The 24,796-nt window shown below is 70.3% G+C and carries 19 protein-coding genes and 1 pseudogene; 17 read left to right on the plus strand and 3 right to left on the minus strand.

Features of this window, described 5'->3' with window-relative positions; translation table 11 throughout:
* Positions 1-38 precede the first annotated feature (38 nt).
* Positions 39-278, minus strand: a complete 240-nt coding sequence (locus ACZ60J_RS23615; RefSeq protein ID WP_469684662.1) for a hypothetical protein — start codon at positions 276-278, stop codon at positions 39-41.
* A gap of 369 nt (positions 279-647) precedes the next feature.
* Here ACZ60J_RS23615 and ACZ60J_RS23620 point away from each other — a divergent pair, with 369 nt between their 5' ends.
* The 17 genes and pseudogenes from ACZ60J_RS23620 to ACZ60J_RS23700 all read left to right on the plus strand — a co-directional run bounded on the left by ACZ60J_RS23620 (position 648) and on the right by ACZ60J_RS23700 (position 22,822).
* Positions 648-3,092, plus strand: a complete 2,445-nt coding sequence (locus tag ACZ60J_RS23620) for an ABC transporter family substrate-binding protein (RefSeq protein WP_469684664.1) — start codon at positions 648-650, stop codon at positions 3,090-3,092.
* Positions 3,093-3,450: 358 nt separating this feature from the next.
* Positions 3,451-5,355, plus strand: a complete 1,905-nt coding sequence (gene typA / locus ACZ60J_RS23625) for a translational GTPase TypA (protein WP_469684665.1) — start codon at positions 3,451-3,453, stop codon at positions 5,353-5,355.
* Positions 5,356-5,795: 440 nt separating this feature from the next.
* Positions 5,796-7,430: a peptide ABC transporter substrate-binding protein gene (locus tag ACZ60J_RS23630; RefSeq protein ID WP_469684667.1), complete on the plus strand. Its 1,635-nt coding sequence runs from the start codon at positions 5,796-5,798 to the stop codon at positions 7,428-7,430.
* Between the two features lie 181 nt (positions 7,431-7,611).
* Positions 7,612-8,544, plus strand: coding sequence for an ABC transporter permease (locus tag ACZ60J_RS23635; RefSeq protein ID WP_469684884.1), 933 nt, complete (start codon positions 7,612-7,614; stop codon positions 8,542-8,544).
* Positions 8,537-9,481 (plus strand): ABC transporter permease, encoded by a 945-nt coding sequence (locus tag ACZ60J_RS23640; protein ID WP_469684668.1) that lies wholly within the window; start codon positions 8,537-8,539, stop codon positions 9,479-9,481. The genes ACZ60J_RS23635 and ACZ60J_RS23640 overlap by 8 nt, the downstream gene beginning before the upstream one ends.
* Before the next feature lie 20 nt (positions 9,482-9,501).
* Complete coding sequence (locus tag ACZ60J_RS23645; protein ID WP_469684886.1) at positions 9,502-10,548, plus strand: ABC transporter ATP-binding protein; 1,047 nt, start codon at positions 9,502-9,504, stop codon at positions 10,546-10,548.
* Positions 10,541-11,596 carry an ABC transporter ATP-binding protein gene (locus ACZ60J_RS23650; protein WP_469684669.1) on the plus strand — a complete coding sequence of 352 codons (1,056 nt, stop codon included), beginning with the start codon at positions 10,541-10,543 and terminating at the stop codon, positions 11,594-11,596. Before ACZ60J_RS23645 ends, ACZ60J_RS23650 begins: the two co-directional genes overlap by 8 nt.
* A gap of 209 nt (positions 11,597-11,805) precedes the next feature.
* Entirely contained in the window at positions 11,806-12,729 is a 924-nt protein-coding gene (locus ACZ60J_RS23655) for a GNAT family N-acetyltransferase (RefSeq protein WP_469684670.1), read from the plus strand.
* A gap of 147 nt (positions 12,730-12,876) precedes the next feature.
* Positions 12,877-14,505 (plus strand): peptide ABC transporter substrate-binding protein, encoded by a 1,629-nt coding sequence (locus tag ACZ60J_RS23660; RefSeq protein ID WP_469684672.1) that lies wholly within the window; start codon positions 12,877-12,879, stop codon positions 14,503-14,505.
* 31 nt (positions 14,506-14,536) lie between these two features.
* Entirely contained in the window at positions 14,537-15,460 is a 924-nt protein-coding gene (locus tag ACZ60J_RS23665) for an ABC transporter permease (RefSeq protein WP_469684674.1), read from the plus strand.
* Between the two features lie 61 nt (positions 15,461-15,521).
* Positions 15,522-16,475 carry an ABC transporter permease gene (locus tag ACZ60J_RS23670; RefSeq protein ID WP_469684887.1) on the plus strand — a complete coding sequence of 318 codons (954 nt, stop codon included), beginning with the start codon at positions 15,522-15,524 and terminating at the stop codon, positions 16,473-16,475.
* A 12-nt stretch (positions 16,476-16,487) separates the two neighbouring features.
* On the plus strand, positions 16,488-17,462 hold the full coding sequence (locus tag ACZ60J_RS23675) for an ABC transporter ATP-binding protein (RefSeq protein WP_382976862.1): 975 nt from the start codon (positions 16,488-16,490) through the stop codon (positions 17,460-17,462).
* Entirely contained in the window at positions 17,455-18,540 is a 1,086-nt protein-coding gene (locus tag ACZ60J_RS23680; RefSeq protein ID WP_469684675.1) for an ABC transporter ATP-binding protein, read from the plus strand. Before ACZ60J_RS23675 ends, ACZ60J_RS23680 begins: the two co-directional genes overlap by 8 nt.
* Positions 18,541-18,897: 357 nt before the next feature.
* Positions 18,898-19,092: a hypothetical protein gene (locus ACZ60J_RS23685; protein WP_250741735.1), complete on the plus strand. Its 195-nt coding sequence runs from the start codon at positions 18,898-18,900 to the stop codon at positions 19,090-19,092.
* Positions 19,093-19,158: 66 nt separating this feature from the next.
* On the plus strand, positions 19,159-20,067 hold the full coding sequence (mshB, locus tag ACZ60J_RS23690) for an N-acetyl-1-D-myo-inositol-2-amino-2-deoxy-alpha-D-glucopyranoside deacetylase (protein WP_469684677.1): 909 nt from the start codon (positions 19,159-19,161) through the stop codon (positions 20,065-20,067).
* On the plus strand, positions 20,064-20,447 hold the full coding sequence (locus ACZ60J_RS23695) for a DUF6113 family protein (protein ID WP_469684678.1): 384 nt from the start codon (positions 20,064-20,066) through the stop codon (positions 20,445-20,447). Before mshB ends, ACZ60J_RS23695 begins: the two co-directional genes overlap by 4 nt.
* Positions 20,448-20,684: 237 nt before the next feature.
* Positions 20,685-22,822: pseudogene (locus tag ACZ60J_RS23700) on the plus strand (peptidoglycan binding domain-containing protein).
* Positions 22,823-22,974: 152 nt separating this feature from the next.
* On the opposite strand, the gene ACZ60J_RS23705 reads toward ACZ60J_RS23700, so the two are convergent.
* Together ACZ60J_RS23705 and ACZ60J_RS23710 are read right to left on the minus strand one after the other, a co-directional pair.
* On the minus strand, positions 22,975-23,766 hold the full coding sequence (locus ACZ60J_RS23705; RefSeq protein ID WP_469684679.1) for a transglutaminase family protein: 792 nt from the start codon (positions 23,764-23,766) through the stop codon (positions 22,975-22,977).
* Positions 23,763-24,755 (minus strand): GNAT family N-acetyltransferase, encoded by a 993-nt coding sequence (locus tag ACZ60J_RS23710; protein ID WP_469684681.1) that lies wholly within the window; start codon positions 24,753-24,755, stop codon positions 23,763-23,765. The genes ACZ60J_RS23705 and ACZ60J_RS23710 overlap by 4 nt, the downstream gene beginning before the upstream one ends.
* Between the last annotated feature and the right edge of the window lie 41 nt (positions 24,756-24,796).

Here is a 24,796-nt window from a genome sequence, read left to right on the forward strand (position 1 = left end):
CGGGGCCGGTGGGCCGGTGGGTGTGCGGTGGGGCCGGGTCAGGGAGCGCGGCGGCCGCGGGCGCCGAGGCCCTCGTCGTCGACGTCCGTCCACAGCGCGCTGTCGTACGGGGTGTCCGGCACCTCGACGACGCCGTGCAGTACGCCCCCGCCGGGAGGCGGGGAGGCGGCCGGTGCGTGCCGCGCCGCGTTTCCGATGCCCCGTTCCAGCTGCTCCACGGAGCGGAGCAGCTCGTTCAGGTTGCGCCGTACGGCGGTCAAATCGTCCTGCAGGGACATGACTTGCCCTCACTTCCGCTGGGTGCGGTGGCAACGCTCATGTGCGCCTGCGAGTGTCGCGCCTCCCGTCCCCCGTTGTGAAGGGACGTGCAGCGATTGCGGGCGTGCAGGCGTGAACCGTGCGCCCCTCCCGCCCCCCCTTCCGTCCCTCTTACGGGGGAACGCCCGCCCCGAACGCAAGCCGGATTGGTCCGCACGGGTGGGGTTCGCGGCGTGGCGGGCAGCGGCTGCGGCGGGTCCGGCGGGGTGTCGATTTCAGTGGGTTTCGGCACCCAGTGTGATCAGCTCCATATACCGCCGAACGTGATCAGAACACCCCCCTTTCACGGCTCTCCCACACCCCCACGCCCCGTCCCGGAGGTACCACCCATGTCCCAGAGAAGGCGCAGGTCCTTGGCGCTCCTGACCTCGGGAGTTCTTGCACTGCCGCTGCTCGCGGGCTGCGGCGCGGGTGAAGACGAGGGCGGCCCGGCCGCCGCCGGGCAGGACATCGCGGCCGCCACCCGCGACAAGGTCGCCGACGGCGGGGTGCTGCGGTGGGCCGTGGACTCGATGCCGGGCACCCTCAACGCCTTCCAGGCCGATGCGGACACCACCACCAACCGGATCGCCGGGGCCGTGCTGCCCCAGCTGTTCGTGCTGGACGGCAAGGGACGGCCGGTGGCCAATCCCGACTACCTGGAGAAGGCCGAGGTCGTCGAGCGGGAGCCCAAGCAGGTCGTCCTGTACAAGCTCAACCAGCAGGCGGTCTGGAGCGACGGCCGCGAGATCGGCGCCGCCGACTTCGTCGCCCAGTGGCGGGCCCTGAACGGCAAGGACTCCGCGTACTGGACGGCGCGCAACGCCGGCTACGACCGGATCGAGAAGATCGAGCGCGGCAAGACGGACCTGGAGGTCAAGGTCACCTTCGTCCGCCCGTACGCCGACTGGCGCTCCCTCTTCAGCCCCCTTTACCCCAAGCAGGTCACCGGCACCCCGGAGAGCTTCAACGAGGGAGCCCGGGGCGCCCTGAAGGTCACCGCGGGCCCCTTCGGGCTCGGTGCCGTCGACAAGAAGACCGGGACGGCCTCGCTGACCCGCAACCCGCGCTGGTGGGGCAGCCCCGCCAAGCTCGACACCCTGGTCCTCACCGCGGTGCCCCGCTCCGAACGCCCGGCCGCGCTGGCCGCCGGCAAGCTCGACCTCGCCGAGATCGACCGCACCGGGGCCGACCGGATCGCCCTGGCCCGCCGCGACGCCGCCAAGGCCGACGGGGCGCACGGCCCGGCCGCCTCGGTGACGGCAGCGCAGGCCACCCTGTCGTGGGCGCTCGCCTTCGGACTGGACGAGGACAAGGCCAAGGAGGCGCAGGCCACCCGCCAGAAGCACGCCGAGTCGGTGAAGCGGTACGCCGAGGAGCAGACCGCCCTGCGCGGCTTCACCGTCCGCAAGTCCCTGGAGCCCGCCTACACCCAGCTCGCCATGAACGGGGCCAGCGGCCCGCTCGCCGACGAGCGGGTGCGCCGCGCCGTGGCCCGCGCCCTGGACCGCCAGGCGCTCGCCGACATCGTCCTGAAGCCCCTCGGCCTCCCCGCGAAGCCGGTGGGCAGCCACCTCGCGCTGGCCGGGCAGCAAGCGTACGCCGACAACAGCGACGCCCTCGGCGGGCAGGACACCCAGGCCTCGCAGGCCCTGCTCGCGGACGCCGGCTGGCGCCGCGGCGGCAAGATCACCGAACCGGCCGGAGCCAAGGCGGGCGCGGAGGCCGCGAAGGAGACGGACGACTCCAAGACCCCCGCCGTCCCGGCCGCGGGCCCGGGCACCGGGAACGACGGCCTCTACATCGTCGGCCAGGACGACAAGCCCGGGGACGTCGCCCGCGGCGCCAAGGCCGCCCTGCGCGACACCCTCCCCGCCGACCGCCCAGACCGCCCCGAAGGCCCCGAGGAGCCTGCGGGCGCGGACCTGCCCGAAGGCGGGTACCGCTCCGCCCACGACGGCGAGATCGTCGACGCGGACGCCTTCGCAGCGGGCGGCCAAGGCGGCCGGGGCGCGCAGAACCGCCCCTCCCCGGTGCTCGCCCCGGAGCCCTTCGCGGACCTCCAGGAGCAGCACCTGCGCGCCCAGGCCGAGGCCCAGGCCGACGCCGTGGACGACGGCAAGCGCAGCCCGGCCCTGGATGCCGAGACCGCCGCCGAACCGGCGGACCCGGCCAAGGCGAGCACCGCCCCGGCCCCCGCCAAGCAGGCCGTACGCACCTCCGGCAACATGCTCGCCAAGGACGGCAAGCCCCTCGCCCTGCGCTTCGTCCTGCCGTCCGGCCCCGGTTCGGAGGCGCTGCGCACGGTCGGAGAGCGGATCGCGCAGATGCTCCAGAAGGTCGGCGTGCAGACGGAGCTGACCAAGGTGGCCGACGAGAGCTTCTTCAAGGACCACATCGCCTCGGGCCAGTACGACCTGGCGCTCTACTCGTGGCCCGCGACCGCCTACCCGGCCACCGACGCCCGGCCCATCTTCGCCAAGCCGGAGCCGGCCGCCGACGGCTCGCTGCTGGTCGAGCAGAACTACACCCGGGTCGGCACCGACCACATCGACCAGCTCTTCGACCAGGCGCTCGGCGAGCTGGACGAGGCGGCCTCCCGCGACCTGATGCGCAAGGCGGACGCCCGGATCTGGGCGGCGGCCGGGTCCATCCCGCTCTACCAGCGCCCCGAGCTGGTGGCCGTGAAGCCGGGTCTGGTCAATGCCGGAGCCTTCGGCCTCGGAGCCCCGCGGTACCAGGACATCGGCTGGAAGAAGCCGGCCCCGGCCAAGGGGAAGAACGACAAGAAGTAGGGCGAAGGGCCGGTACGAGGAGCCAAGACGAAGAAGTGATGACGAAGGGGTGCATCCGGGGTTGATTCGAAGGTCTCAAGCTCAGATGTGACTCAAGTCCCTTGCCCGCCGGATCACCCGGCGGGCAAGGTCGTAGATACCCGTTGACCCGCGTGTTTACCGGTACCACCCGTGGCCGAGTCCCCCCACCCAGGACCCGGTCCTGCTCAGTCGCCCGGCCTCTTGACAGACCCCCCGGCAGGCGGTTCCCGCCAACCGACGTACGATGGGGTAAGGCCGTGGCAGGTTTTCCGCCCGGTCGAGGCGCGCGTGCCGGACCGTACGCGACGCCATCCACGATCCCGGGAGAAGCGCCGAAGTGCCCACGCGCCACGACATCCGTAACGTCGCCATCGTCGCCCACGTCGACCATGGCAAGACGACCATCGTCGATGCCATGCTCAAGCAGGCCGGTGCCTTCGCCGCCCACCAGCACCTCGACGACCGCATGATGGACTCGAACGACCTGGAGCGTGAGAAGGGCATCACGATCCTCGCCAAGAACACGGCGGTGAAGTACCACCCCAAGGACGGCGGGGCGCCCATCACGATCAACATCATCGACACCCCCGGCCACGCCGACTTCGGTGGTGAGGTCGAGCGCGGTCTGTCGATGGTGGACGCGGTCGTCCTGCTGGTGGACGCCTCCGAGGGTCCCCTGCCCCAGACCCGCTTCGTCCTGCGCAAGGCCCTGCAGGCGAACATGCCGGTCATCCTCTGCATCAACAAGACGGACCGCCCGGACTCCCGGATCGACGAGGTCGTCAACGACACGTACGACCTGTTCCTGGACCTGGACGCGACCGAGGAGCAGATCGAGTTCCCGATCGTCTACGCCTGCGGCCGTGACGGCATCGCCTCGCTGACCAAGCCGGAGGACGGCACCGTCCCCGCGGACAGCGACAGCCTGGAGCCCTTCTTCTCCACCATCCTGGAGCACGTCCCGGCCCCGGTGTACGACGAGGAGGCCCCCCTCCAGGCGCACGTCACCAACCTGGACGCCGACAACTTCCTCGGCCGCATCGCGCTGCTCCGCGTCGAGCAGGGCGAGCTCCGCAAGGGCCAGACCGTCGCGTGGATCAAGCGCGACGGCTCGATGTCCAACGTCCGCATCACCGAGCTGATGATGACCGAGGCGCTCACCCGCAAGCCCGCGGAGGTCGCCGGCCCCGGTGACATCTGCGCGGTGGCCGGTATCCCCGAGATCATGATCGGTGAGACCCTGGCCGACCCGGAGAACCCGATCGCGCTCCCGCTGATCTCGGTCGACGAGCCGGCGATCTCCATGACCATCGGTACGAACACCTCCCCGATGGTCGGCCGCGGCGGCAGCGGCAAGGGCGCGGACGCCAAGTCCGCGGTCAAGGACCGCAAGGTCACCGCCCGCCAGGTCAAGGACCGTCTGGACCGCGAGCTGATCGGTAACGTCTCGCTCCGCGTGCTCGACACCGAGCGCCCGGACGCCTGGGAGGTCCAGGGCCGTGGTGAGCTCGCGCTCGCCATCCTGGTCGAGCAGATGCGCCGCGAGGGCTTCGAGCTGACCATCGGCAAGCCGCAGGTCGTCACGCAGACGATCGACGGCAAGGTGCACGAGCCGGTGGAGCGCATGACGGTCGACGTCCCCGAGGAGCACATGGGCGCGGTCACGCAGCTCATGGGCGTCCGCAAGGGCCGCATGGACAACATGTCGAACCACGGCTCCGGCTGGGTCCGCATGGAGTTCGTCGTCCCGTCGCGCGGTCTCATCGGCTTCCGTACGGAGTTCCTGACGAACACCCGCGGTACGGGCATCGCCCACTCGATCCACGAGGGCCACGAGCCGTGGTTCGGCCAGCTGGTGACCCGTAACAACGGTTCGCTGGTCGCCGACCGCGCGGGTGCGGTCACGCCGTTCGCGATGATCAACCTGCAGGAGCGCGGCGTCCTGTTCACCAAGCCCGGCACCGAGGTGTACGAGGGCATGATCGTCGGCGAGAACTCCCGCTCCGACGACATGGACGTGAACATCACCAAGGAGAAGAAGCTCACCAACATGCGTGCGGCTTCCGCGGACAACACGGAGAACGTGGTGCCCCCGCGCAAGCTCTCCCTGGAGCAGTCCCTGGAGTTCTGCCGCGACGACGAGTGCGTCGAGGTGACCCCGGAGGCCGTCCGCATCCGCAAGGTCGTCCTGGACCAGAAGGACCGCTCGCGCACCGCTTCGCGCGCCAAGTCCGGCAAGTAGTCGCGTAGGACCTGGGTCACACCTGGGTCCTGCCCGGTACGGGCTCAAGTGAACAGCCCCCTCCGTCACGTACACCGTGACGAAGGGGGCTGTTCGCTTTTGTCAAGCGGATTATTTCGGTCCGGTGTCCGCATACCGACCGTGACACTCCGGAAGAAGAGCTAACAGTCCGTTTCGTTCATGTCTGTCTCCTATCCGTTTGTCCGGATTTCGGGTTTTAGCCGTAGTGCGATGTTGTGAAAACGAGACCACTTAAGTGTGGTTTACGGTCAAGCAGTCCCTGAGGATGGCTCCATTGAGCTCGGGTCAATGGGTCACACGCTGTGGGGAGCGTCGACTCACGAGCACACTCGGGACACCGGTCCTATCGCCGTCAGGGGTGTCGGCGAAACGCACCTGTGTCCTTCACATCAGACAGTGGACTCATGAGGAGGAAACCCATGCGCGGTGCCAAGAGCGCCAAGTGGGTAGCGGGCGCGATTGTCGTCGCCCTGGCAGCGACTGCCTGCGGCGGTGGCGACGGCAAGTCCGGCGCCAGCGGTGAGGCCGACCCGAACGGAATCTTCTCGGTCGAGGTGGGCGAGCCGGAGAAGCTCCTCCAGCCGGCCGACACGATGGAGTCCAACGGCTCGATCGTCATGTCGGGCCTGTTCTCCCAGCTCGTCGACTACGACGCCGACGGCAAGATCGTTTACGTGAACGCCGAGTCGGTCAAGTCGGACGACAGCAAGCTCTGGACCGTCAAGCTGAAGCCGGGCTGGACCTTCCACGACGGCACCAAGGTGACCGCCGAGTCCTACGTCAAGGCGTGGAACTGGGCCGCGAACATCAACAACAAGCAGGGCAACGCGTCCTGGTTCGCCGACATCAAGGGCTTCGAGGCCCTGCACCCCGAGGCCGAGGGCGCCAAGCCCACCGCCGAGGCGCTCGAGGGTCTGAAGATCGTCGACGAGAACACCTTCACGATCGAGCTCGCCAACGCGGTCCCGTACTTCGCGTACAAGCTCGGCTACGAGGTCTTCTCCCCGCTGCCCGCCTCGTTCTACGCGGACCCCGCGGCCGCCGGTGAGAAGCCGGTCGGCAACGGCCCGTACAAGTTCAAGTCCTGGGAGCACAAGAAGCAGATCGAGCTGACCCGCTTCGACGACTACAAGGGCGAGAACAAGGCGAAGAACGGTGGTGTGATCCTCAAGAACTACTCCACCCTCGAGACCGCCTACGAGGACCTGAAGTCGGGCAACGTCGACGTCCTGCGTCAGATCGGCCCGAAGGACCTCCCGGTCTACCGTGCCGACCTCGGTGACCGCGCCGTGGACCAGGCGTACTCCGCCGTCCAGACGCTGGCCATCGCGTACTACGCCGACCAGTGGTCGAAGCCGAAGAAGATCGACCCGAAGGTCATCCAGGGTCTGTCGATGGCGATCGACCGCGACACCATCACCAAGACGGTGCTCCAGGGCACCCGCGAGCCGGCGACCGGCTGGGTCGCCAAGGGCGTCCTCGGCTACACGCCGACCGGTGCCGGTGACGTCGCCAAGTTCGACCCGGCGAAGGCCAAGGCCCTCATCGCCGAGGGCGGCGGCGTCCCGAACAACGAGATCTTCATCCAGTTCAACTCGGATGGCGGTCACAAGGAATGGGTCGAGGCCGTCTGCGGCAGCATCACCCAGGCCACCGGCGTCAAGTGCACCGGCGACGCCAAGCCGGACTTCCAGGCCGACCTGACGGCCCGCAAGACCAAGCAGGTCAAGTCGATCTACCGCTCCGGTTGGGTCCTCGACTACCCGGTGAACGCCAACTTCATCAGCGACCTGTTCCGTACGGGCGCCGGCGGCAACCAGGGTGGCTTCACCAGCCCCGAGCTGGACGCGAAGATCGCCGCGGCTGACACCGCGCCGAGCCTCGACGAGTCCGTGAAGGCCTACCAGGCCATTGAGAAGGAACTCGTCAACTACATGCCTTCGATCCCGCTCTGGTACTACAAGGTCAACGCGGGCTACTCGGAGAAGGTCTCGAACGTGAAGTACGCCCAGGACGGCGACCCGATCCTCGAGGACGTCGAGGTCAAGAAGTAAGTCCTGGCTCGACTTCGAGTTCAGTAAAAGACGGATGTGGGCCGGCGGGGAGCCGGCCCGCATCCGGGCCTATACGCAGCGCCCGGGGGGCCCTTTCGCGACGCAGTGACGGAACCGTCACGCGCGTGCGTGGCGAAAGGGCCCGTCCGGCTGCGCCTGCCGCATCTTCTACGGAGGCATGATGGGGCGCTATGTCGCACGACGACTGCTCCAGATGATCCCGGTCTTCTTCGGGACGACCCTGCTCATCTTCTTGATGGTGTACAGCCTGCCCGGAGACCCCGTGGCGGGACTCTTCGGGGACAAGGGCACGGACCCCGCCACGCTGGCGGCGCTCCGCCACCAGCACGGGCTGGACCTGCCCTGGTACCAGCAGTACTACAACTACATGACCGGGATCCTGTTCCACTTCGACTTCGGTTCCCAGATCCGCAGCGGACGTGCGATCACGGACGTCATCGGAGCCGCCTTCCCGGTCACGCTCCGCCTGGCCTTCTTCGCCTTCGCCATCGAGATCGTCCTGGGCCTGACCCTCGGGATCGTCGCCGGCCTCAAGGCCGGCAAGCTGGTCGACAACCTCATCCTGATCCTCACCCTGCTGATCATCTCGATGCCGGTGTTCGTCCTCGGCTTCATCGTCAAGTCGGTGTTCGCCTTCCAGCTCGGCTGGATCGATCCGAACGTCAGCAACAAGGAGACGTGGGGCGAGCTGATCGCCCCCGCCGTCGTGCTGGGATCACTCTCGCTCGCCTACGTGGCCCGTCTGACCCGCACCTCGATGGCCGAGAACCTGCGCGCCGACTACGTGCGCACCGCGGTCGCCAAGGGTCTGCCCAAGAGCCGCGTCATCGGTGTGCACCTGATGCGCAACTCGATGATCCCCGTGGTGACCTTCCTCGGTACCGACATCGGTGCCCTCATGGGCGGCGCCGTCGTGACCGAGGGCATCTTCAACGTCAAGGGTGTCGGCGGCCTGATCTACGAATCGGTCGTCCGCCGCGAGGGCCTGACCGTGGTCGGTGTCGTCACCGTCCTGGTCGTCGTCTACCTCATAGCCAGCCTGCTCGTCGACCTCCTCTACGCGGTCATGGACCCGAGGATCCGGTATGCCTGACATGACCAAGACCGACACCGCGACGGCCGGGACCGCTACCGCGGCCGCCCCCGTCGACCCCGTGAAGGCAGAGAAGGCACGCAGCCTCTGGGGCGACGCCTGGGCCGACCTGCGTCGGAACCCGTACTTCGTCGTCTCCGCGGTGCTGATCTTCTTCCTGCTCGTGATCGCCGCCTTCCCGGGCTGGTTCACCAGCGCCGACCCCACCAAGGGCGACCTGGTCCACCACTTCCTCGGTCAGCCCGAGCTCGCCAAGGTCGGTTCGCCCGAGTGGCTCGGCTGGGACGGCCAGGGACGCAGCGTCTACTCGCGCCTGGTCTACGGCACCCGCGCCTCGATCATCGTCGCCGTCGCCGTGACCGCGATCGTCACCGTCGTCGGCGGCATCACCGGAATGATCGCCGGCTACTTCGGCGGCATCACGGACGCGATCATGTCCCGCGTCACGGACATCTTCTTCGGCATCCCGTTCCTGCTCGGTTCGATGGTCGTCCTCCAGGCCTTCACCGACCGCACGGTGTGGACGGTCGTCTTCGCCCTGGCCTTCCTCGGCTGGACGCAGATCAACCGCGTCATGCGCGGCGCGGTCATCACCGTGAAGCAGTCGGACTACGTGCACGCCGCGAAGGCGCTGGGCGCCGGAACCTCCCGCATCCTGTTCCGGCACATCCTGCCGAACGCGATGGCCCCGGTGATCGTCGTCGCCACCATCGCCCTGGGCGGCTACATCGCCGCCGAGGCGACCCTCTCCTACCTGGGTCTGGGCCTCGCCTCGCCGGCCATCTCGTGGGGCGTGGACATCTCCGCCGGTGCTTCGCAGATCCGAGTGGCCCAGCACATCCTGCTGTACCCCTCGATCATGCTCAGCATCACCGTCCTCGCCTTCATCATGCTCGGCGAAGCGGTCCGCAACGCCCTCGACCCCAAGCTGCGCTGAGGAGGGCGTAAGTGATCACCATGGACAACACCTCCAGCGTTCCCTCCCCGCGTGACGGGGACCCGCAGACGCCGCTCCTCGAAGTGCGCGACCTGCACGTCGAGTTCCACACCCGCGACGGCATCGCCAGGGCGGTCAACGGAGTCAACTACTCCGTGAGCGCCGGCGAGACCCTCGCCGTGCTCGGCGAGTCCGGCTCCGGCAAGTCCGTGACGGCCCAGGCCATCATGGGCATCCTCGACATGCCCCCCGGCAAGATCCCGCAGGGCGAGATCCTCTTCCGCGGCCAGGACATGCTCAAGATGAGCTTCGAGGAGCGGCGCAAGCTGCGCGGCCGGAAGATCGCCATGATCTTCCAGGACGCCCTGTCCTCCCTGAACCCGGTGCTCACCGTCGGCTACCAGCTGGGCGAGATGTTCCGCGTCCACGAGGGCATGTCGAAGAAGGACGCCCGGCTCAAGGCCATCGAACTGATGGAGAAGGTCAAGATCCCGGCGGCGGCCCAGCGGGTCGACGACTACCCGCACCACTTCTCCGGCGGTATGCGCCAGCGCATCATGATCGCCATGGCGATCGCGCTGGAGCCCGACCTGATCATCGCGGACGAGCCGACCACCGCCCTGGACGTCACCGTCCAGGCCCAGGTCATGGACCTGCTCGCCGAGCTCCAGCGCGAGCTCAACATGGGCCTGATCCTGATCACCCACGACCTCGGCGTCGTCGCCGACGTCGCGGACAAGATCGCCGTCATGTACGCGGGCCGGATCGTCGAGACCGCTCCGGTCCACGAGATCTACAAGCGCCCCGCGCACCCGTACACCCGCGGCCTGCTGGACTCGATCCCGCGCCTGGACCAGAAGGGCCAGGAGCTCTTCGCGATCAAGGGCCTGCCGCCGAACCTCCTGCGCCTGCCCACCGGCTGCTCGTTCAACCCGCGCTGCATCAAGGCACAGGACGTCTGCCGTACGGACCTCCCGCTGCTCCAGCCCGTCAGCGAGCAGGACGGCAGCGAACTGGCCGGCCGTCAAAGCGCGTGCCACCTCTGGAAGGAGCAGCTCCATGGCTGAGCCCACCACCAGCGCCCCCGGGCGCGGCGAGCCGATCCTCCAGGTCCGGAACCTCGTCAAGCACTTCCCGCTCACCCAGGGGATCCTGTTCAAGAAGCAGGTCGGCGCCGTCAAGGCCGTCGACGGCATCTCCTTCGACCTGTACCAGGGCGAGACCCTGGGCATCGTCGGCGAGTCCGGCTGCGGCAAGTCCACCGTCGCCAAGCTGCTGATGAACCTGGAACGCGCCACCGCCGGCGAGGTCTTCTACAAGGGCCAGGACATCACCAAGCTGTCCGGCCGCGCCCTGAAGGCCGTCCGCCGCAACATCCAGATGGTGTTCCAGGACCCGTACACCTCGCTGAACCCGCGCATGACGGTCGGCGACATCATCGGCGAGACCTACGACATCCACCCCGAGGTGGCCCCCAAGGGCGACCGGCGCCGCAAGGTGCAGGAGCTCCTCGACGTCGTCGGCCTCAACCCGGAGTACATCAACCGGTACCCGCACCAGTTCTCCGGCGGCCAGCGCCAGCGCATCGGCATCGCCCGCGGCCTCGCGCTCAACCCGGAGATCATCATCTGCGACGAGCCGGTCTCCGCGCTCGACGTGTCGGTGCAGGCCCAGGTCATCAACCTGATGGAGAAGCTGCAGGAGGAGTTCAACCTCTCCTACATCTTCATCGCGCACGACCTCTCGATCGTCCGCCACATCTCCGACCGGGTCGGCGTCATGTACCTCGGCAAGATGGCCGAGATCGGCACCGACGAGCAGATCTACGAGCACCCGACCCACCCGTACACCCAGGCGCTGCTCTCCGCGGTCCCGGTGCCGGACCCGGCCGCCCGCGAGGGCCGCGAGCGGATCATCCTCACCGGTGACGTCCCCTCGCCGGCCAACCCGCCGTCGGGCTGCCGCTTCCGCACCCGCTGCTGGAAGGCCGAGGAGAAGTGCTCCACGGAGGAGCCGCTGCTCGCGATCCCGGAGCGGTTCAAGGGAGTCAAGTCCCTGGCCGCGCACGAGTCGGCCTGCCACTTCGCCGAGGAGAAGGCCGTCCTGGCCGTCTGACCCCGCGCGAGACGCACCGCGAACGCCCGGTACCGGATCACTCCGGTACCGGGCGTTCGCGCGTTCGCGTCCGCGCAGCCCCGTCCCTGCGGCCCCGTCCGTGTGGCCCCGGCAGGCGGCGCGCGCCGTGCCGCGCGCGCCCGCCCGCGCACCCGCCGCGCGGGGAAAGCCGGTTGCGGGCCGGGCCCCGGCTCTCCGAGAGTGGTCCGATGAGCGACCTGCTGACCGTACGGCCCGCCGGGCCCTCGGACGCCGAGGCCGTCTGCGGTCTCCTCAACGCCGTCGACATGATCGAGATCGGCCGTCCCGAAACCGACCTCGCCGCCGTCGAGGCCGACCTGCACCATCCCGACGTCGACCTCGGCCGGGACTCCTGGCTCGCCTTCGAGGGCGGCCGGCTCGTCGCCTACGCCCTGGTGTGGGCCGACGCGGGCCCGGGACGCGTCGACTCCGAGCACTACGTCCTGCCGGGGCACCGGGAGGCCGCCGTCCGGCTGCTGGAGCGGATGGAGGTCCGGGCCCGCGAGCTCGCCGGCGGCGTGCCCGGAGCCTTCCTGAGGATCCAGCTCAACGTCCGGCCCACCCTCGACGCCGACCTGCTGCCCGGCCGCGGCTACCGCACCGTACGCCGCTACCGGGTCCTGACCCGCGCCGTGGACCGGGCCGACGCGCCCCCGGCCGCCCCCGCCGGGCTCACCCTGCGCCCCTGCGACGGGGACGAGGCCGAGGCCCGCCGCGCCCACGCCCTGATCGAGGAGACCTTCGCCGAGCACTTCGGCCACGTGGACCGCCCCTACGGACCCTGGCTGGACCACATCGACGGGCGCGGCCTCGACTGGTCGCTGGTGTGGATCGCGAGCCTGCCCGCGCTGGGCGACGTAGGGGTCCTGCTGACCCGCGACGACCGCACCAGCATGGGCTGGATCAGCCACCTCGGCGTCGTCAAGGCCGCCCGCGGCCGGGGCGTCGGCGGCTTCCTGCTGCGCCACGGCTTCGCCGCCTACGCGGCGCGCGGCCGCTCCACGGTGGGCCTCGGCGTGGACACCGCCAACGAAACCGGGGCGCTCGCCCTGTACGAGGCCCACGGCATGGCGCTGCACTACGCGGTGGTCACCTGGGAGCTGGCGCTCTGACCCCGCGCCGGGACCCCCGCTTTGCACTCGCAGGGGTGACAGGCGGGGGGCGCGAAGGTGCAATCGGTCCAACCAGGAGTGTGCGGGACCCCACATCGGGTGACATTGGCCCACAAGTGAGTCTTGGGATCCTTGAGGAGGCACTCCATGCGCGGAGCCACCCACGCCAAGTGGGCCGCATGTGCGGCGGCCGTCGCCCTCGCGGCGACCGCCTGCGGCGGCGGAAGCGACAGCGGCGGAGGCGGCGAGTCGGGGATCGTCAGCTCCTCGTGGGGCGACCCGCAGAACCCGCTGGAGCCCGCCAACACCAACGAGGTGCAGGGCGGCAAGGTCCTCGACATGATCTTCCGGGGGCTCAAGCGGTACGACCCCAAGACCGGCGAGGCGAAGAACTTCCTCGCCGAGAAGATCGAGACCACCGACAGCCAGAACTTCACCATCACGCTGAAGGACGGCTGGAAGTTCAGCAACGACGAGCCCGTCACCGCGCAGTCCTTCGTGGACGCCTGGAACTACGGCGCCGACGTCAGCAAGAAGCAGAACAACTCGCCCTTCTTCTCCGACATCGTCGGCTACGCGGACGTCCACCCGGAGAAGGGCGACCCCAAGGCCAAGACCATGTCCGGCCTGGTCGTCAAGGACCCCAAGACCTTCACGGTGGCCCTCAAGGAGAAGTTCTCCACCTGGCCCGAGACCCTCGGCTACCAGGCGTTCTCCCCCCTGCCCAAGACCTTCTTCACCGACCACGAGGGCTGGCTGAAGAAGCCCGTCGGCAACGGCCCCTACACGGTGGACTCGTACACCAAGGGCACCGGCATGAAGCTGCGCAAGTGGGACGCCTACCCGGGTGAGGACAAGGCGGTCAACGGCGGAGTCGACCTGAAGGTCTACACCGACAACAACACCGCCTACACCGACCTGATCTCCGGCAACCTCGACCTGGTCGACGACATCCCGGCGCAGCAGCTGAAGAACGTCGCGAACGACCTCGGCGACCGCTACATCAACCAGCCCGCCCTGATCATCCAGACCCTCACCTTCCCGCTGTACGACCCGCAGTGGAGCAAGGAGGGCATGGAGAAGGTCCGCCGCGGCATCTCGATGGCCATCAACCGCGACGAGATCACCAAGCAGATCTTCCGCGAGACCCGCACCCCGGCCAAGGACTGGACCTCACCGGCCCTCGGCGACAAGGGCGGCTTCTCCGCCACCGCCTGCGGCGAGGCCTGCTCCTTCAACCCCACCGAGGCCAAGAAGCTCATCCAGGAGGCCGGCGGACTGCCCGGCGGCAAGGTCACACTGACGTCCAACGTGGACACCGGCTCGCACCGCGACTGGATGGACGCCGTCTGCAACAGCATCAACAACGCCCTGGGCGAGGGGCCGGTCTGCACCGTCAACCCCGTCGGCACCTTCGCCGACTTCAGGAACCAGCAGAGCGCCTTCAAGCTGACCGGCCCCTTCCGCTCCGGCTGGCAGGCCGACTACCCGCTGATCCAGAACTTCCTGGAGCCGCTGTACTACACCGGCGCCTCCTCGAACTACGGCAAGTTCAGCAGCCCGGAGTTCGACAAGCTCGTCGACGAGGCGAACAGGGAGAGCGACACCGCCAAGGCGACCGCCACGTTCCAGGAGGCGGAGAAGATCCTCGCCGCCCAGATGCCGTCCATCCCGCTCTGGTACCAGAACGGCAGCGCCGGCCACTCGGAGCGGATCTCGGACGTGGCGCTCAACCAGTTCAGCGTCCCCGTGTACGACCAGATCAAGGTCAGCTGACCCTTCTCGCGGATCGATCCTGGAGCAGTCCATGGGACGTTATGTGATCCGGCGACTGCTCCAGATGATCCCCGTGTTCATCGGCAGCACGTTCCTGATCTTCTTCATGGTGTACGCGCTCGGTGACCCGGTCGCCGCCCTCTTCGGCGACAAGGCCCCCGACCCCGCCACCGCCGCACGCATCCGCAAGGACCTCTACCTCGACCAACCCCTGTGGAAGCAGTACCTCCACTACATGGGCCAGATCTTCAAGGGCGACTTCGGCACCGCCTTCAACGGCCAGAAGGTCACCGAACTCATGGCCTCGGCCTTCCCGGTGACCCTGCGCCTGACCATCGTCGCGATCGCCATCGAGATCCTCGTCGGCATCACCCTCGGCGTGATCAGCGGCCTCAAGCGCGGCAGGGCCATCGACACCAGCGTGCTCGTCCTCACCCTCGTGGTGATCTCGGTGCCCACCTTCGTGACGGGCTACCTGCTCCAGTTCCTCTTCGGCGTCAAATGGGGCTGGGTGCGGCCCACCGTCTCCCCGGACGCCCCCTTCAGCGAGCTGATCCTGCCCGGCATCGTGCTCGCGCTGGTCTCCCTCGCCTACGTCACCCGGCTCACCCGCACCTCCATCGCCGAGAACGTCAAGGCCGACTACATCCGCACCGCCGTGGCCAAGGGCCTGCCCCGGCGCCGGGTCGTCACCCGCCACCTGCTGCGCAACTCGCTGATCCCCGTGGTCACCTTCATCGGCACCGACATCGGCGCCCTGATGGGCGGAGCCATCGTCACCGAGCGGATCTTCAACATCCACGGGGTCGGCTACCAGCTCTACCAGGGCATCCTGCGCAACAACTCCCCGACGGTGGTCGGCTTCGTGACCATCCTCGTGATCGTCTTCCTGCTGGCGAACCTGCTCGTCGACCTGCTCTACGCGGTCCTGGACCCGAGGATCCGTTATGCCTGAGCCCGACCCCGAGCGACCCGCCCCCGACCGCCCCGCCTACGATCCGCTGGCACCCGGGCCCATGGAGTCGGTCGCCCCCACCGGCCAGGGCGGGCCCATGGATCTCGCCCTGGAGGAGGCCGAGAGCCTGGAGAAGGAACTCGGGGGAGCCCCCGCCGGCCCCCAGGAGAAGGCCCGCTCCCTGTGGTCCGACGCCTGGCACCAGCTGCGCCGCAACCCCGTCTTCATCGTCTCCACGCTCCTGATCCTCTTCCTCGTGGTCATCTCCATCTGGCCCCAGCTCATCGCGAGCGGCGACCCGCTCCAGTGCGACCTGTCCAAGTCGCAGCAGGGCTCCTCCCCGGGCCACCCCTTCGGCTACGACACCCAGGGCTGCGACGTGTACACCCGTACCGTCTACGGGGCCCGCGCCTCCATCACCGTGGGCATCTGCGCCACCCTCGGCGCTGCCCTCCTCGGCTCCGCCCTCGGCGGGCTCGCCGGGTTCTTCGGCGGCTGGGGCGACGCACTGCTCTCCCGGGTCGCCGACATCTTCTTCGGCATCCCCGTGGTCCTCGGCGGACTGGTCTTCCTGTCCGTGGTCACCAGCACCACCGTCTGGCCCGTGGTCGGCTTCATCGTGCTGCTCGGCTGGCCCCAACTGGCCCGCATCGCCCGCGGTTCGGTCATCACCGCCAAACAGAACGACTACGTCCAGGCCGCGCGGGCGCTCGGCGCCGGCAACGCCCGGATGCTGCTTCGGCACGTGGCGCCCAACGCCATCGCCCCCGTCATCGTCGTCGCCACCATCGCGCTCGGCACCTACATCGCCCTGGAAGCCACCCTGTCCTTCCTCGGCGTGGGCCTGCGCCCCCCGACGGTCTCCTGGGGCATCGACATCTCCAACGCCGCCTCCCAGATCCGCAACGCCCCGCACATGCTGCTCTACCCGGCGGGCGCGCTCAGCATCACCGTGCTCGCGTTCATCATGCTCGGCGACGCGGTGCGCGACGCCCTCGACCCCAAGCTGCGCTGAGGAGCCCCGCACATGCTGCTCGAAGTGCGCGACCTGCACGTGGAATTCAAGACGCGGGACGGAGTCGCCAAGGCCGTCAACGGGGTCAACTACTCCGTGGCCGAAGGCGAGACCCTCGCCGTGCTCGGCGAGTCCGGTTCCGGCAAGTCCGTCACCGCCCAGGCCGTCATGGGCATCCTCGACATGCCCCCTGGCCGCATCGCGGGCGGCGAGATCCTCTTCAAGGGCCGGGACCTGCTGAAGATGAAGGAGGAGGAGCGCAGGAAGGTCCGCGGCGCCGAGATGGCCATGATCTTCCAGGACGCCCTGTCCTCCCTCAACCCGGTCCTGAGCGTCGGTGCGCAGCTCGGCGAGATGTACGAGGTCCACCGCGGGATGTCCCGCAAGGACGCCCGGGCCAAGGCGGTCGAGCTGATGGACCGGGTGAAGATCCCGGCGGCGCGGGAGCGGGTGGGGGACTACCCGCACCAGTTCTCCGGGGGCATGCGCCAGCGCATCATGATCGCCATGGCGATGGCCCTCGAACCCTCGCTCATCATCGCGGACGAGCCGACCACCGCCCTGGACGTCACCGTCCAGGCCCAGGTCATGGACCTGCTCGCCGAGCTCCAGCGCGAGCTCAACATGGGCCTGATCCTGATCACCCACGACCTCGGCGTCGTCGCCGACGTGGCCGACAAGATCGCCGTCATGTACGCCGGCCGGATCGTCGAGGCGGCCCCCGTCCACGAGATCTACCGGAACCCCGCGCACCCGTACACCCGGGGCCTGCTGGACTCGATCCCGCGGCTGGACCAGAAGGGCCAAGAGCTCTACGCCATCAAGGGCCTGCCGCCCAACCTGCTCGCCATCCCGCCCGGCTGCGCCTTCAACCCGCGCTGCCCGATGGCCCAGGCCGTCTGCCGCACCGACGTACCGCCGCTGGCCGAGGTCGGACCGGACCGCGCCAGTGCGTGCTTCTTCTGGAAGGAGTGCCTCGGTGGCTGAGTCCATCCTCGTGGTGGAGGACCTGGTCAAGCACTACCCGCTGACCCAGGGCATCCTCTTCAAGAAGCAGGTCGGCGCCGTCAAGGCCGTCGACGGGGTCTCCTTCGACCTGCGGGCCGGCGAAACCCTCGGCATCGTCGGGGAGTCGGGCTGCGGCAAGTCCACCGTCGCCAAGATGCTGGTCAACCTCGAACGCCCGACGGCGGGCGCGATCACGTACAAGGGCGAGGACCTCGCCAAGCTGTCCGGCCGCGCGCTGAAGGCCGTCCGCCGCAACATCCAGATGGTGTTCCAGGACCCGTACACCTCGCTGAACCCGCGCATGACGGTCGGCGACATCATCGGCGAACCGTACGAGATCCACCCCGAGGTGGCCCCCAAGGGCGACCGGCGCCGCAAGGTGCAGGAACTCCTCGACGTCGTCGGCCTCAACCCGGAGTACATCAACCGGTACCCGCACCAGTTCTCCGGCGGCCAGCGCCAGCGCATCGGCATCGCCCGCGGCCTCGCCCTCCAGCCCGAGATCATCGTCGCCGACGAGCCCGTCTCCGCCCTCGACGTCTCCGTCCAGGCCCAGGTGGTCAACCTCCTGGAGCGCCTCCAGGACGAGTTCAACCTCTCCTACGTGTTCATCGCGCACGACCTCTCGATCGTCCGCCACATCTCCGACCGGGTCGGCGTCATGTACCTGGGCCGGATCGTCGAGATCGGCACCGACGCCCAGATCTACGACCACCCCACCCACCCGTACACCCAGGCGCTGCTCTCCGCCGTTCCGGTTCCCGACCCGCGGGCCCGCGCGGGCCGCGAGCGGATCATCCTCTCCGGCGACGTGCCCTCCCCGGCGAACCCGCCCTCGGGCTGCCGCTTCCGCACCCGCTGCTGGAAGGCCGAGGCGCGCTGCGCCACGGAGGTCCCGCTGCTGGAGATCCCGGCCTTCCTCCCGGGCGGTCCGACGGCCCACCCCTCGGCCTGCCACTTCGCCTCGGAGCGGGCCGTCCTTCCGCCGGGACCGCAGCCGGGCCCGCCCGGAGGAACGCAGCCGGGAGCGCAGCCGGGACCGCCGACCAAGGAGTGAGCCGAAGGCCCCCGCGACCGCTCATTTCTCGCCACAGCTGTGAACGGCATCCGGTGGGCCCCCAACTCGGTTTACATGCAGGCAACTTGACCGTTTCTGTCCCGAGATCTGGGCCCGGCAGCCTGATCCCGTGCGGCCGTGCGGGTGCCGACAGCCGGCCGGGGAGGCGTACAGCTTCCCCGGCCGGCACTCCTGTGACCCCGGACGTGCGCGGCATGCGCCCCTCGTGCTGCCGGAATCGATCGATGTCGGGGTACGGATAGTTATGATCCGTAGCGCACGGTGGGTATGACTCTGCCGAGCACCGAGTTGCGAGTACGCGAACCCGATGTCCGCTCGACGTGGAGGTGAAACGCCGTGGCACTATCGATCTCGGCCGTGGTGCTGCTGGCAGTCGTCGTCTTCCTGCTGGTCCGGCGTTCGGGCCTGAAGGCGGGTCACGCAGTGGTCTGTGTACTGCTCGGCTTCTATCTGGCGAGCTCGACCGTGGCTCCGACGCTCTCCCAGCTGACCAACAACGTGGCGAGCATGATCAGCGGCCTCAAGTTCTAGGTGCGGCAGGGGTCGCCGCGTGGGGTTCCGGGCGGCGGGTCCGCCCGTCCTCGTAGGGTGGGCACCATGAACGGTCTTCCCGCCCGTCGGCTCCTGCTCGTGCACGCGCACCCGGACGACGAGTCGATCAACAACGGCGTCACCATGGCCAAGTACGCGGCCGAGGGCGCCCATGTCGCGTTGGTGACCTGCACGCTCGGCGAGGAGGGTGAGGTCATCCCGCCCGGCCTCGCCCACCTGACGGCCGACCGCGAGGACGCCCTCGGTGCCCACCGCATCGGCGAGCTCGCCGATGCCATGAAGGAACTGGGCGTCGCCGACCACCGGTTCCTCGGCGGCCCCGGCCGCTTCCGGGACTCCGGGATGATGGGCGCCGAACAGAACCGCCGGCCCGGTGCCTTCTGGTCCGCCGACGTGGACGAGGCCGCGGGGTACCTCGTAGAGGTGATCCGCGAACTGCGCCCCCAGGTCCTCGTCACCTACGACCCGGACGGCGGCTACGGCCACCCCGACCACATCCAGGCCCACCGCGTCGCCACCCGCGCCGCCGAACTGGCCGCGGAAACCGCCTACCGCCGGGACCTCGGCGCACCGCACGCCATCCAGAAGCTCTACTGGAACCGGGTCCCGCGCACGGTCGTCGAGGAGGGCTTCGCCCGGCTGCACGAGGCCGGGAGCGAGGTGCCCTTCCCGGAGCCGGCCACGCCGGACGACGTGCCGGGCGTGGTGGCCGACGAGCGGATCACCGCCGAGATCGGCGGGGACGAGGCCGCCGAGCAGGCGTTCGTGGCCGCCAAGACCGCCGCGATGCGCGCCCACGCCACCCAGATCGCCGTGGACGGGCCCTTCTTCGCGCTCTCCAACGACCTGGCGCAGCCGCTGTTCACCCACGAGTACTACGAGCTGGCCCTGGGCACGCCGGGAGCCCCGGCGGGAGAGCGCGAGCGCGACCTCTTCGCGGGGGTACGGGCGTGACCGGCGCATGGAACGCGGGGCGCATCGGCGCCCTGCTGGGCCTGTTGGCGGCAGGGGTGCTGGTCGGCGTCGCCGGCTGGCTCGTCGTCGACCTGTGGTTCCCGGGCGGACTGCTGCTCGCGCTCCTCGCGCTCTTCGGCCTGTTCCTCGGCGGCCGGATCGCCCTGGGCACCGGCATCGGCGTCGGAGCGGCCACGGGTGGCTGGTTCCTCTCCTACGTCATCCTCGGCGTGCCCCGGCCGGAGGGCGACTTCCTGCTCGGTTCGTCCGGAATCAGCATGTACGCCTACCTTTTGGGTGGAGTGGTACTCGCTGTGATGTGCGCCACGATGAGCCTTCCGGGGGACCGGCCGCTTTCGGCCGCCAGGAGCGCCAAGTGACGGGGCGTCGGCCGCGCGCGACGCCTTGACGAGCGGCCCGGCCACCGCGTTCACGGACCCGGCGCTGCCGTGCGACAGGTGCTCAGGCGGGTTGCGGAGGGGGCGCACGGGAGGTCAAGGGGAACCCTGCGTTCCCGGCGGCCGGGTGTGCGCGGGCGGTGCCCAGTATGGTGGACCGGCCGCCGAGCTGCCCGCGCACCCTATGACGGGCGGCGGAGCCGACCGGGAGAACCTGCTTTGAGTCGTGATACTGACAGTCCGTCCACCGGGCCCGACGGGCCCGGCGGAGCCGCCCACCCCTCGGGTGCGGCTCCGAACGGATCAGGCCAGTATCCGACCACGGCAGTGCCCCCCGGCCGGGCGCGGCGACCATTCCGGAGGAGAGTTCAGTGACCGCACCGCCCGCGAAGCCGTCCGCGCCCGATTCCGACGGGCCGAAGACGGAGACCCAGCTGACGACCCGGATCCGGATCAACATCCCGGGTTCGCGGCCGATTCCGCCCGTGGTCGTACGCCAGACCATGCCCGAAGGCGAGCCCGGGCAGGCGCCCGAGCCCGCCGCCCCGCCGGCCGCGCCCGAGCCGGCTCCGGGCGAGGGCGCGCCCAGCAACTGGTTCGCACCGCGCAAGGCGGGCTCCCCGCCCGCCCAGGGGCAGGCTCCCGCCCCGGTCCCGGGTCGCGGACCGGCTCCGGCCGGCGGCCCGCGCTTCGACGGGCCCCCGCAGCAGGGCTTCACCCAGGGCCCGGCAGGGCCGCGCCCGGGTGCTCCGATGGGCCCCGGCCCCGGTGGCCCCGGCCCCGGTGCTCCGATGGGCCCCGGTCCCGGTGCACCCATGGGTCCCGGTCCCGGTGCTCCGATGGGCTCCGGTCCCGGTGCTCCCATGGGCCCCGGTCCCGGCGCGCCCATGGGCCCCGGCCGGGGTGCGCCGACGGGTCCCGGTCCCGGTGGTCCCGGGCCCGCGCAGCAGGGCTTCGCCCAGGGCCCGGCAGGGCCGCGCCCCGGTGCGCCGATGGGCCCCGGCCCGGGCGGCCCCGGCGTCGGCGGCGGCCAGGGCGCCGGTTACCCCGCACCGCCCGCGGGACCCGGTGCTCCCGGTGGTCCCCGTACGGGCCCCGCGCAGGGTCCCGGTCCCGCCGCACCGTCCGCGCCGCAGGCCGGCATGGACTACGGCTCCGGCCCCACCACGGGTCCCGTCGCCAAGGCCCTGATCGCCCCCGTGCCGCCCGCCCCGGCCTGGCCCGGCAGCGGCCGCGGTCCCGACGGGCCGACCGGCGGTCCCGCGCTGGGCTCCGTACCGGTGGGCGGGGAGCAGGAGCCGAGCTGGCCCGGCCCCGAGGTGGACGCGGCCGGATACCCGCAGCCCGCGCCCGCCCCGGCGGCCGCGAACAAGCCGAAGCCGAAGGCGGCCGCAGCCGCCCCGGCCAAGCCCGCCAAGAAGGGCCGCAACAAGGTCGTCCTCCTCGGCGGAGCCGTCTTCGTGCTGTGCGGCGTGGCCTACGGAGCCGGTCTGCTCCTCAACCACTCCGACGTGCCCAAGGGCACCACCGTCATGGGTGTCGACATCAGCGGCAGCCGCGACGAGGCCGTCGCCAAGCTCCAGACCTCCTTCGGCAACCGCGCCGCCGCCCCGCTCCAGCTCGCCGTCGGCGGCAAGACGGTCGAGCTGAAGCCCGAGAAGGCCGGCCTGAGCCTGGACAGCCAGACCACCGTCCGCAACGCCGCGGGCAGCGACTACAACCCCGTCACGGTCATCGGCTCGCTCTTCGGCAGCGAGCGCAAGGCCGAGGCCGTCCTGCCCATCGACGACGAGAAGCTGCGGGTCGCCCTCCAGGAGCTGGCCGGCACCGCCGGTTCCGCCACCGAGGGCAGCATCACCTTCGACGGGGGCAAGGCCGTCGCCGTTCCCGGCAAGGCCGGATCCACGCTCGACGTGGACGGCTCCGTCGACCTGGTCACCAAGGCCTTCCGCGCCATGGTCGAAAGCGGCAAGGCCGCCCCGGTCACCCTCCCGGTCGCCACCAAGGAGCCGGTCGTCGACCAGGCCGAACTGGACCGGGCCATGAAGGACTTCGCCCAGCCCGCGATGTCGGCGCCGGTCCTCGTCAAGGCGGGCACCAAGTCCATCCCGCTGGGCGCCAAGTCCCTGCCGAAGATCCTGAGCATGCAGGTCGTCGACGGCCACCTCGTCGAGAAGTACGACCTGGAGGCCCTCAAGACGGCCTACGGGAACACCTTCGAGGGCGTCCTCATCATGCGCGGCACCGGCGAGAAGACCGCCGTCACCCCGCAGGACGTCGCCGGAGTCCTCGGAAAGGCGCTGCGCGGCAAGACGACCGCCGAGCGGACCGGGGTCATCGACACCAACCCGAGCTGACCGCGAACGCACCGGAGCCCCTCCCCGAACACCGGGGAGGGGCTCCGCGCTTCCGGCCCCGCCGGCGTGCGGGGCGCGGGATCCGGGGCGGAGCCCCGGGGAACGGCGGAAGGGCGGGTAGCGGACCCACCCGCACCGGGCCGGTGCACGGGCTAGTTCAGCAGGGCCCGCGCCGCCATCGCCTCCGCACGGATCCGCACCGCGGCCGGCGGATCGATCACGTCCACGACCACCGCGTAGGACTCCATCTCGGAGGCCCCCGCCGCGAACTCCCCCCGCTCCACGAGCAGCTTCGCCCGCTCGTACCGCAACGCCGCGGGATGCGAAGGCAGCAGCAGCGCCAGGTCCAGCGCCCACAGCGCCACCCCCGACTGCTCGGGCCGCGACGAGGCCCAGGCCCGGATGTTGTTCAGGATCCGCAGGACGATGTCCATCGTCCGCGCCGCGGCCCGCGGCCCCGCCGCCAGCTCCGCCGGACCCGCGCCCAGCGAGGCACCCCCCGCGAAGGGGTCGACGACCACACCCTCCTCCGGATCCCCGAAGCCCACCACGAAGTGCCCCGGCAGGGCCAGCCCGTACACCGGAGCCCCGGCCCGCCGGGCCACCTCCAGCCAGACCACGGACAGCAGGATGGGCAGCCCCCGGCGCCGCCGCAGCACCTCGTGCAGCATCGAGGACGAGAGCCGGTCGTAGTCGGCCGGCGTGCCGTGGAAACCCAGCCGCCCGCCCAGCAGTTCGGACACCGCCGAGGCCCATGCCCGAGCGCCCCGCAGACCGTACGGCAGCATCCCCGCCAGCCGGTCCAGCTCGATCTGCGCCCAGTCCATGGCCCGTTCGTCGAGCTCAGGGTCCCCCTCCGCCGCCAGCAGCAGGCACAGCGTGGCCAGGTCGGGCCGCTCCGCCCGCGCCTCCTCGGCGAACCGCTCCCGCCAGAGCGAGGTCACACCGCCGCCCGGCGGTAGTGGTGGTAGGAGTGGTGCGTCCCGAAGCCCATCCCCTCGTACAGCGCCCGCGCCCCGGCATTGTCGCTCTCCACCTGGAGCCAGGCCGCCGACGCGCCCTCCTCCAGCGCGCGCCGCGCGAGCACCGCCATCACGGCCGACGCGAGGCCGCGGCGCCGGTGCTCCGGGTCGACCTCGACGGCGCCGAAGCCGGCCCAGCGGCCGTCCACCACGAGCCGCCCGATCGCCCGGCCGGGCACCGCCGCGAACCACACCGAGGGCCCCGCGGTCAGCACCCGGCGGGCGGTCTCGGGATCCTTCACCCGCCCGTAGCGGGAGAGCCAGTCCTCGTCCGGAGTACGGGTCAGCCGTACGCCCGCGGCCACGGAATCGTCCACGTCCAGGTCGCCCACCGCCGCCAGCCCGCCGACCTGCACCAGCGCCGACACCTCGCGGACCCAGCCCCGGTCCTCCAGCTCGGCGCACAGCAGCTCCTGCGTGCCCGCGGCGCCCGTGGCGGTCTGGACGTAGGCCGGAAGATCCCTTCCCGCGTACCAGGACGTCACCCGCGCGAGTGCATCGTCCAGCGGGACGCCGGGATCGCCGAGCGGCAGCACGGAGTTGGCCCGGCGGGTGAATCCGCCGGACGCGCGCAGCGTCCACTCGCCCAGCGGCTCGCTCTCCAGCGGCACCCAGGACCGTGCGCAGACCCGCGCGAGCTCCTCGAAGGAGGCCGCGGGGCCCCTGCGGCGGGCCGGAGCGGCCGGTACCACCTTGCCCGCGACCAGCGAGGATTCCGCGATGCGGACGGACTCACCGCTCTTTCGTGTGATCGTCACCACACCGTCGTTCCAGGATGTGAGAACCCCTACGGTGTCCGTGAAGGAGGGGGCTCCGGTCGAGCTGTGCTCCACCCGTCGCACAGAGACACGTTTACCCACGTCAGCGGGTGTAATCCGGATCTCCAGCCGTCCACCGGCAGTGATTTCCACAGCTCTGTCCGCCCCTCCTGTTCGGATCGTGCCCGGGAACG

The organism is Streptomyces sp. NPDC104226, from assembly GCF_055584085.1.

Coding starts and splice junctions, on each gene's coding strand:
- ACZ60J_RS23615 (WP_469684662.1), bottom strand. CDS start 278: ATGTCCCTGCAGGACGATTTGACCGCCGTACGGCGCAACCTGAACGAG.
- ACZ60J_RS23620 (WP_469684664.1), top strand. CDS start 648: ATGTCCCAGAGAAGGCGCAGGTCCTTGGCGCTCCTGACCTCGGGAGTT.
- ACZ60J_RS23630 (WP_469684667.1), top strand. CDS start 5,796: ATGCGCGGTGCCAAGAGCGCCAAGTGGGTAGCGGGCGCGATTGTCGTC.
- ACZ60J_RS23635 (WP_469684884.1), top strand. CDS start 7,612: ATGGGGCGCTATGTCGCACGACGACTGCTCCAGATGATCCCGGTCTTC.
- ACZ60J_RS23640 (WP_469684668.1), top strand. CDS start 8,537: ATGCCTGACATGACCAAGACCGACACCGCGACGGCCGGGACCGCTACC.
- ACZ60J_RS23645 (WP_469684886.1), top strand. CDS start 9,502: ATGGACAACACCTCCAGCGTTCCCTCCCCGCGTGACGGGGACCCGCAG.
- ACZ60J_RS23650 (WP_469684669.1), top strand. CDS start 10,541: ATGGCTGAGCCCACCACCAGCGCCCCCGGGCGCGGCGAGCCGATCCTC.
- ACZ60J_RS23655 (WP_469684670.1), top strand. CDS start 11,806: ATGAGCGACCTGCTGACCGTACGGCCCGCCGGGCCCTCGGACGCCGAG.
- ACZ60J_RS23660 (WP_469684672.1), top strand. CDS start 12,877: ATGCGCGGAGCCACCCACGCCAAGTGGGCCGCATGTGCGGCGGCCGTC.
- ACZ60J_RS23665 (WP_469684674.1), top strand. CDS start 14,537: ATGGGACGTTATGTGATCCGGCGACTGCTCCAGATGATCCCCGTGTTC.
- ACZ60J_RS23670 (WP_469684887.1), top strand. CDS start 15,522: ATGGAGTCGGTCGCCCCCACCGGCCAGGGCGGGCCCATGGATCTCGCC.
- ACZ60J_RS23675 (WP_382976862.1), top strand. CDS start 16,488: ATGCTGCTCGAAGTGCGCGACCTGCACGTGGAATTCAAGACGCGGGAC.
- mshB (WP_469684677.1), top strand. CDS start 19,159: ATGAACGGTCTTCCCGCCCGTCGGCTCCTGCTCGTGCACGCGCACCCG.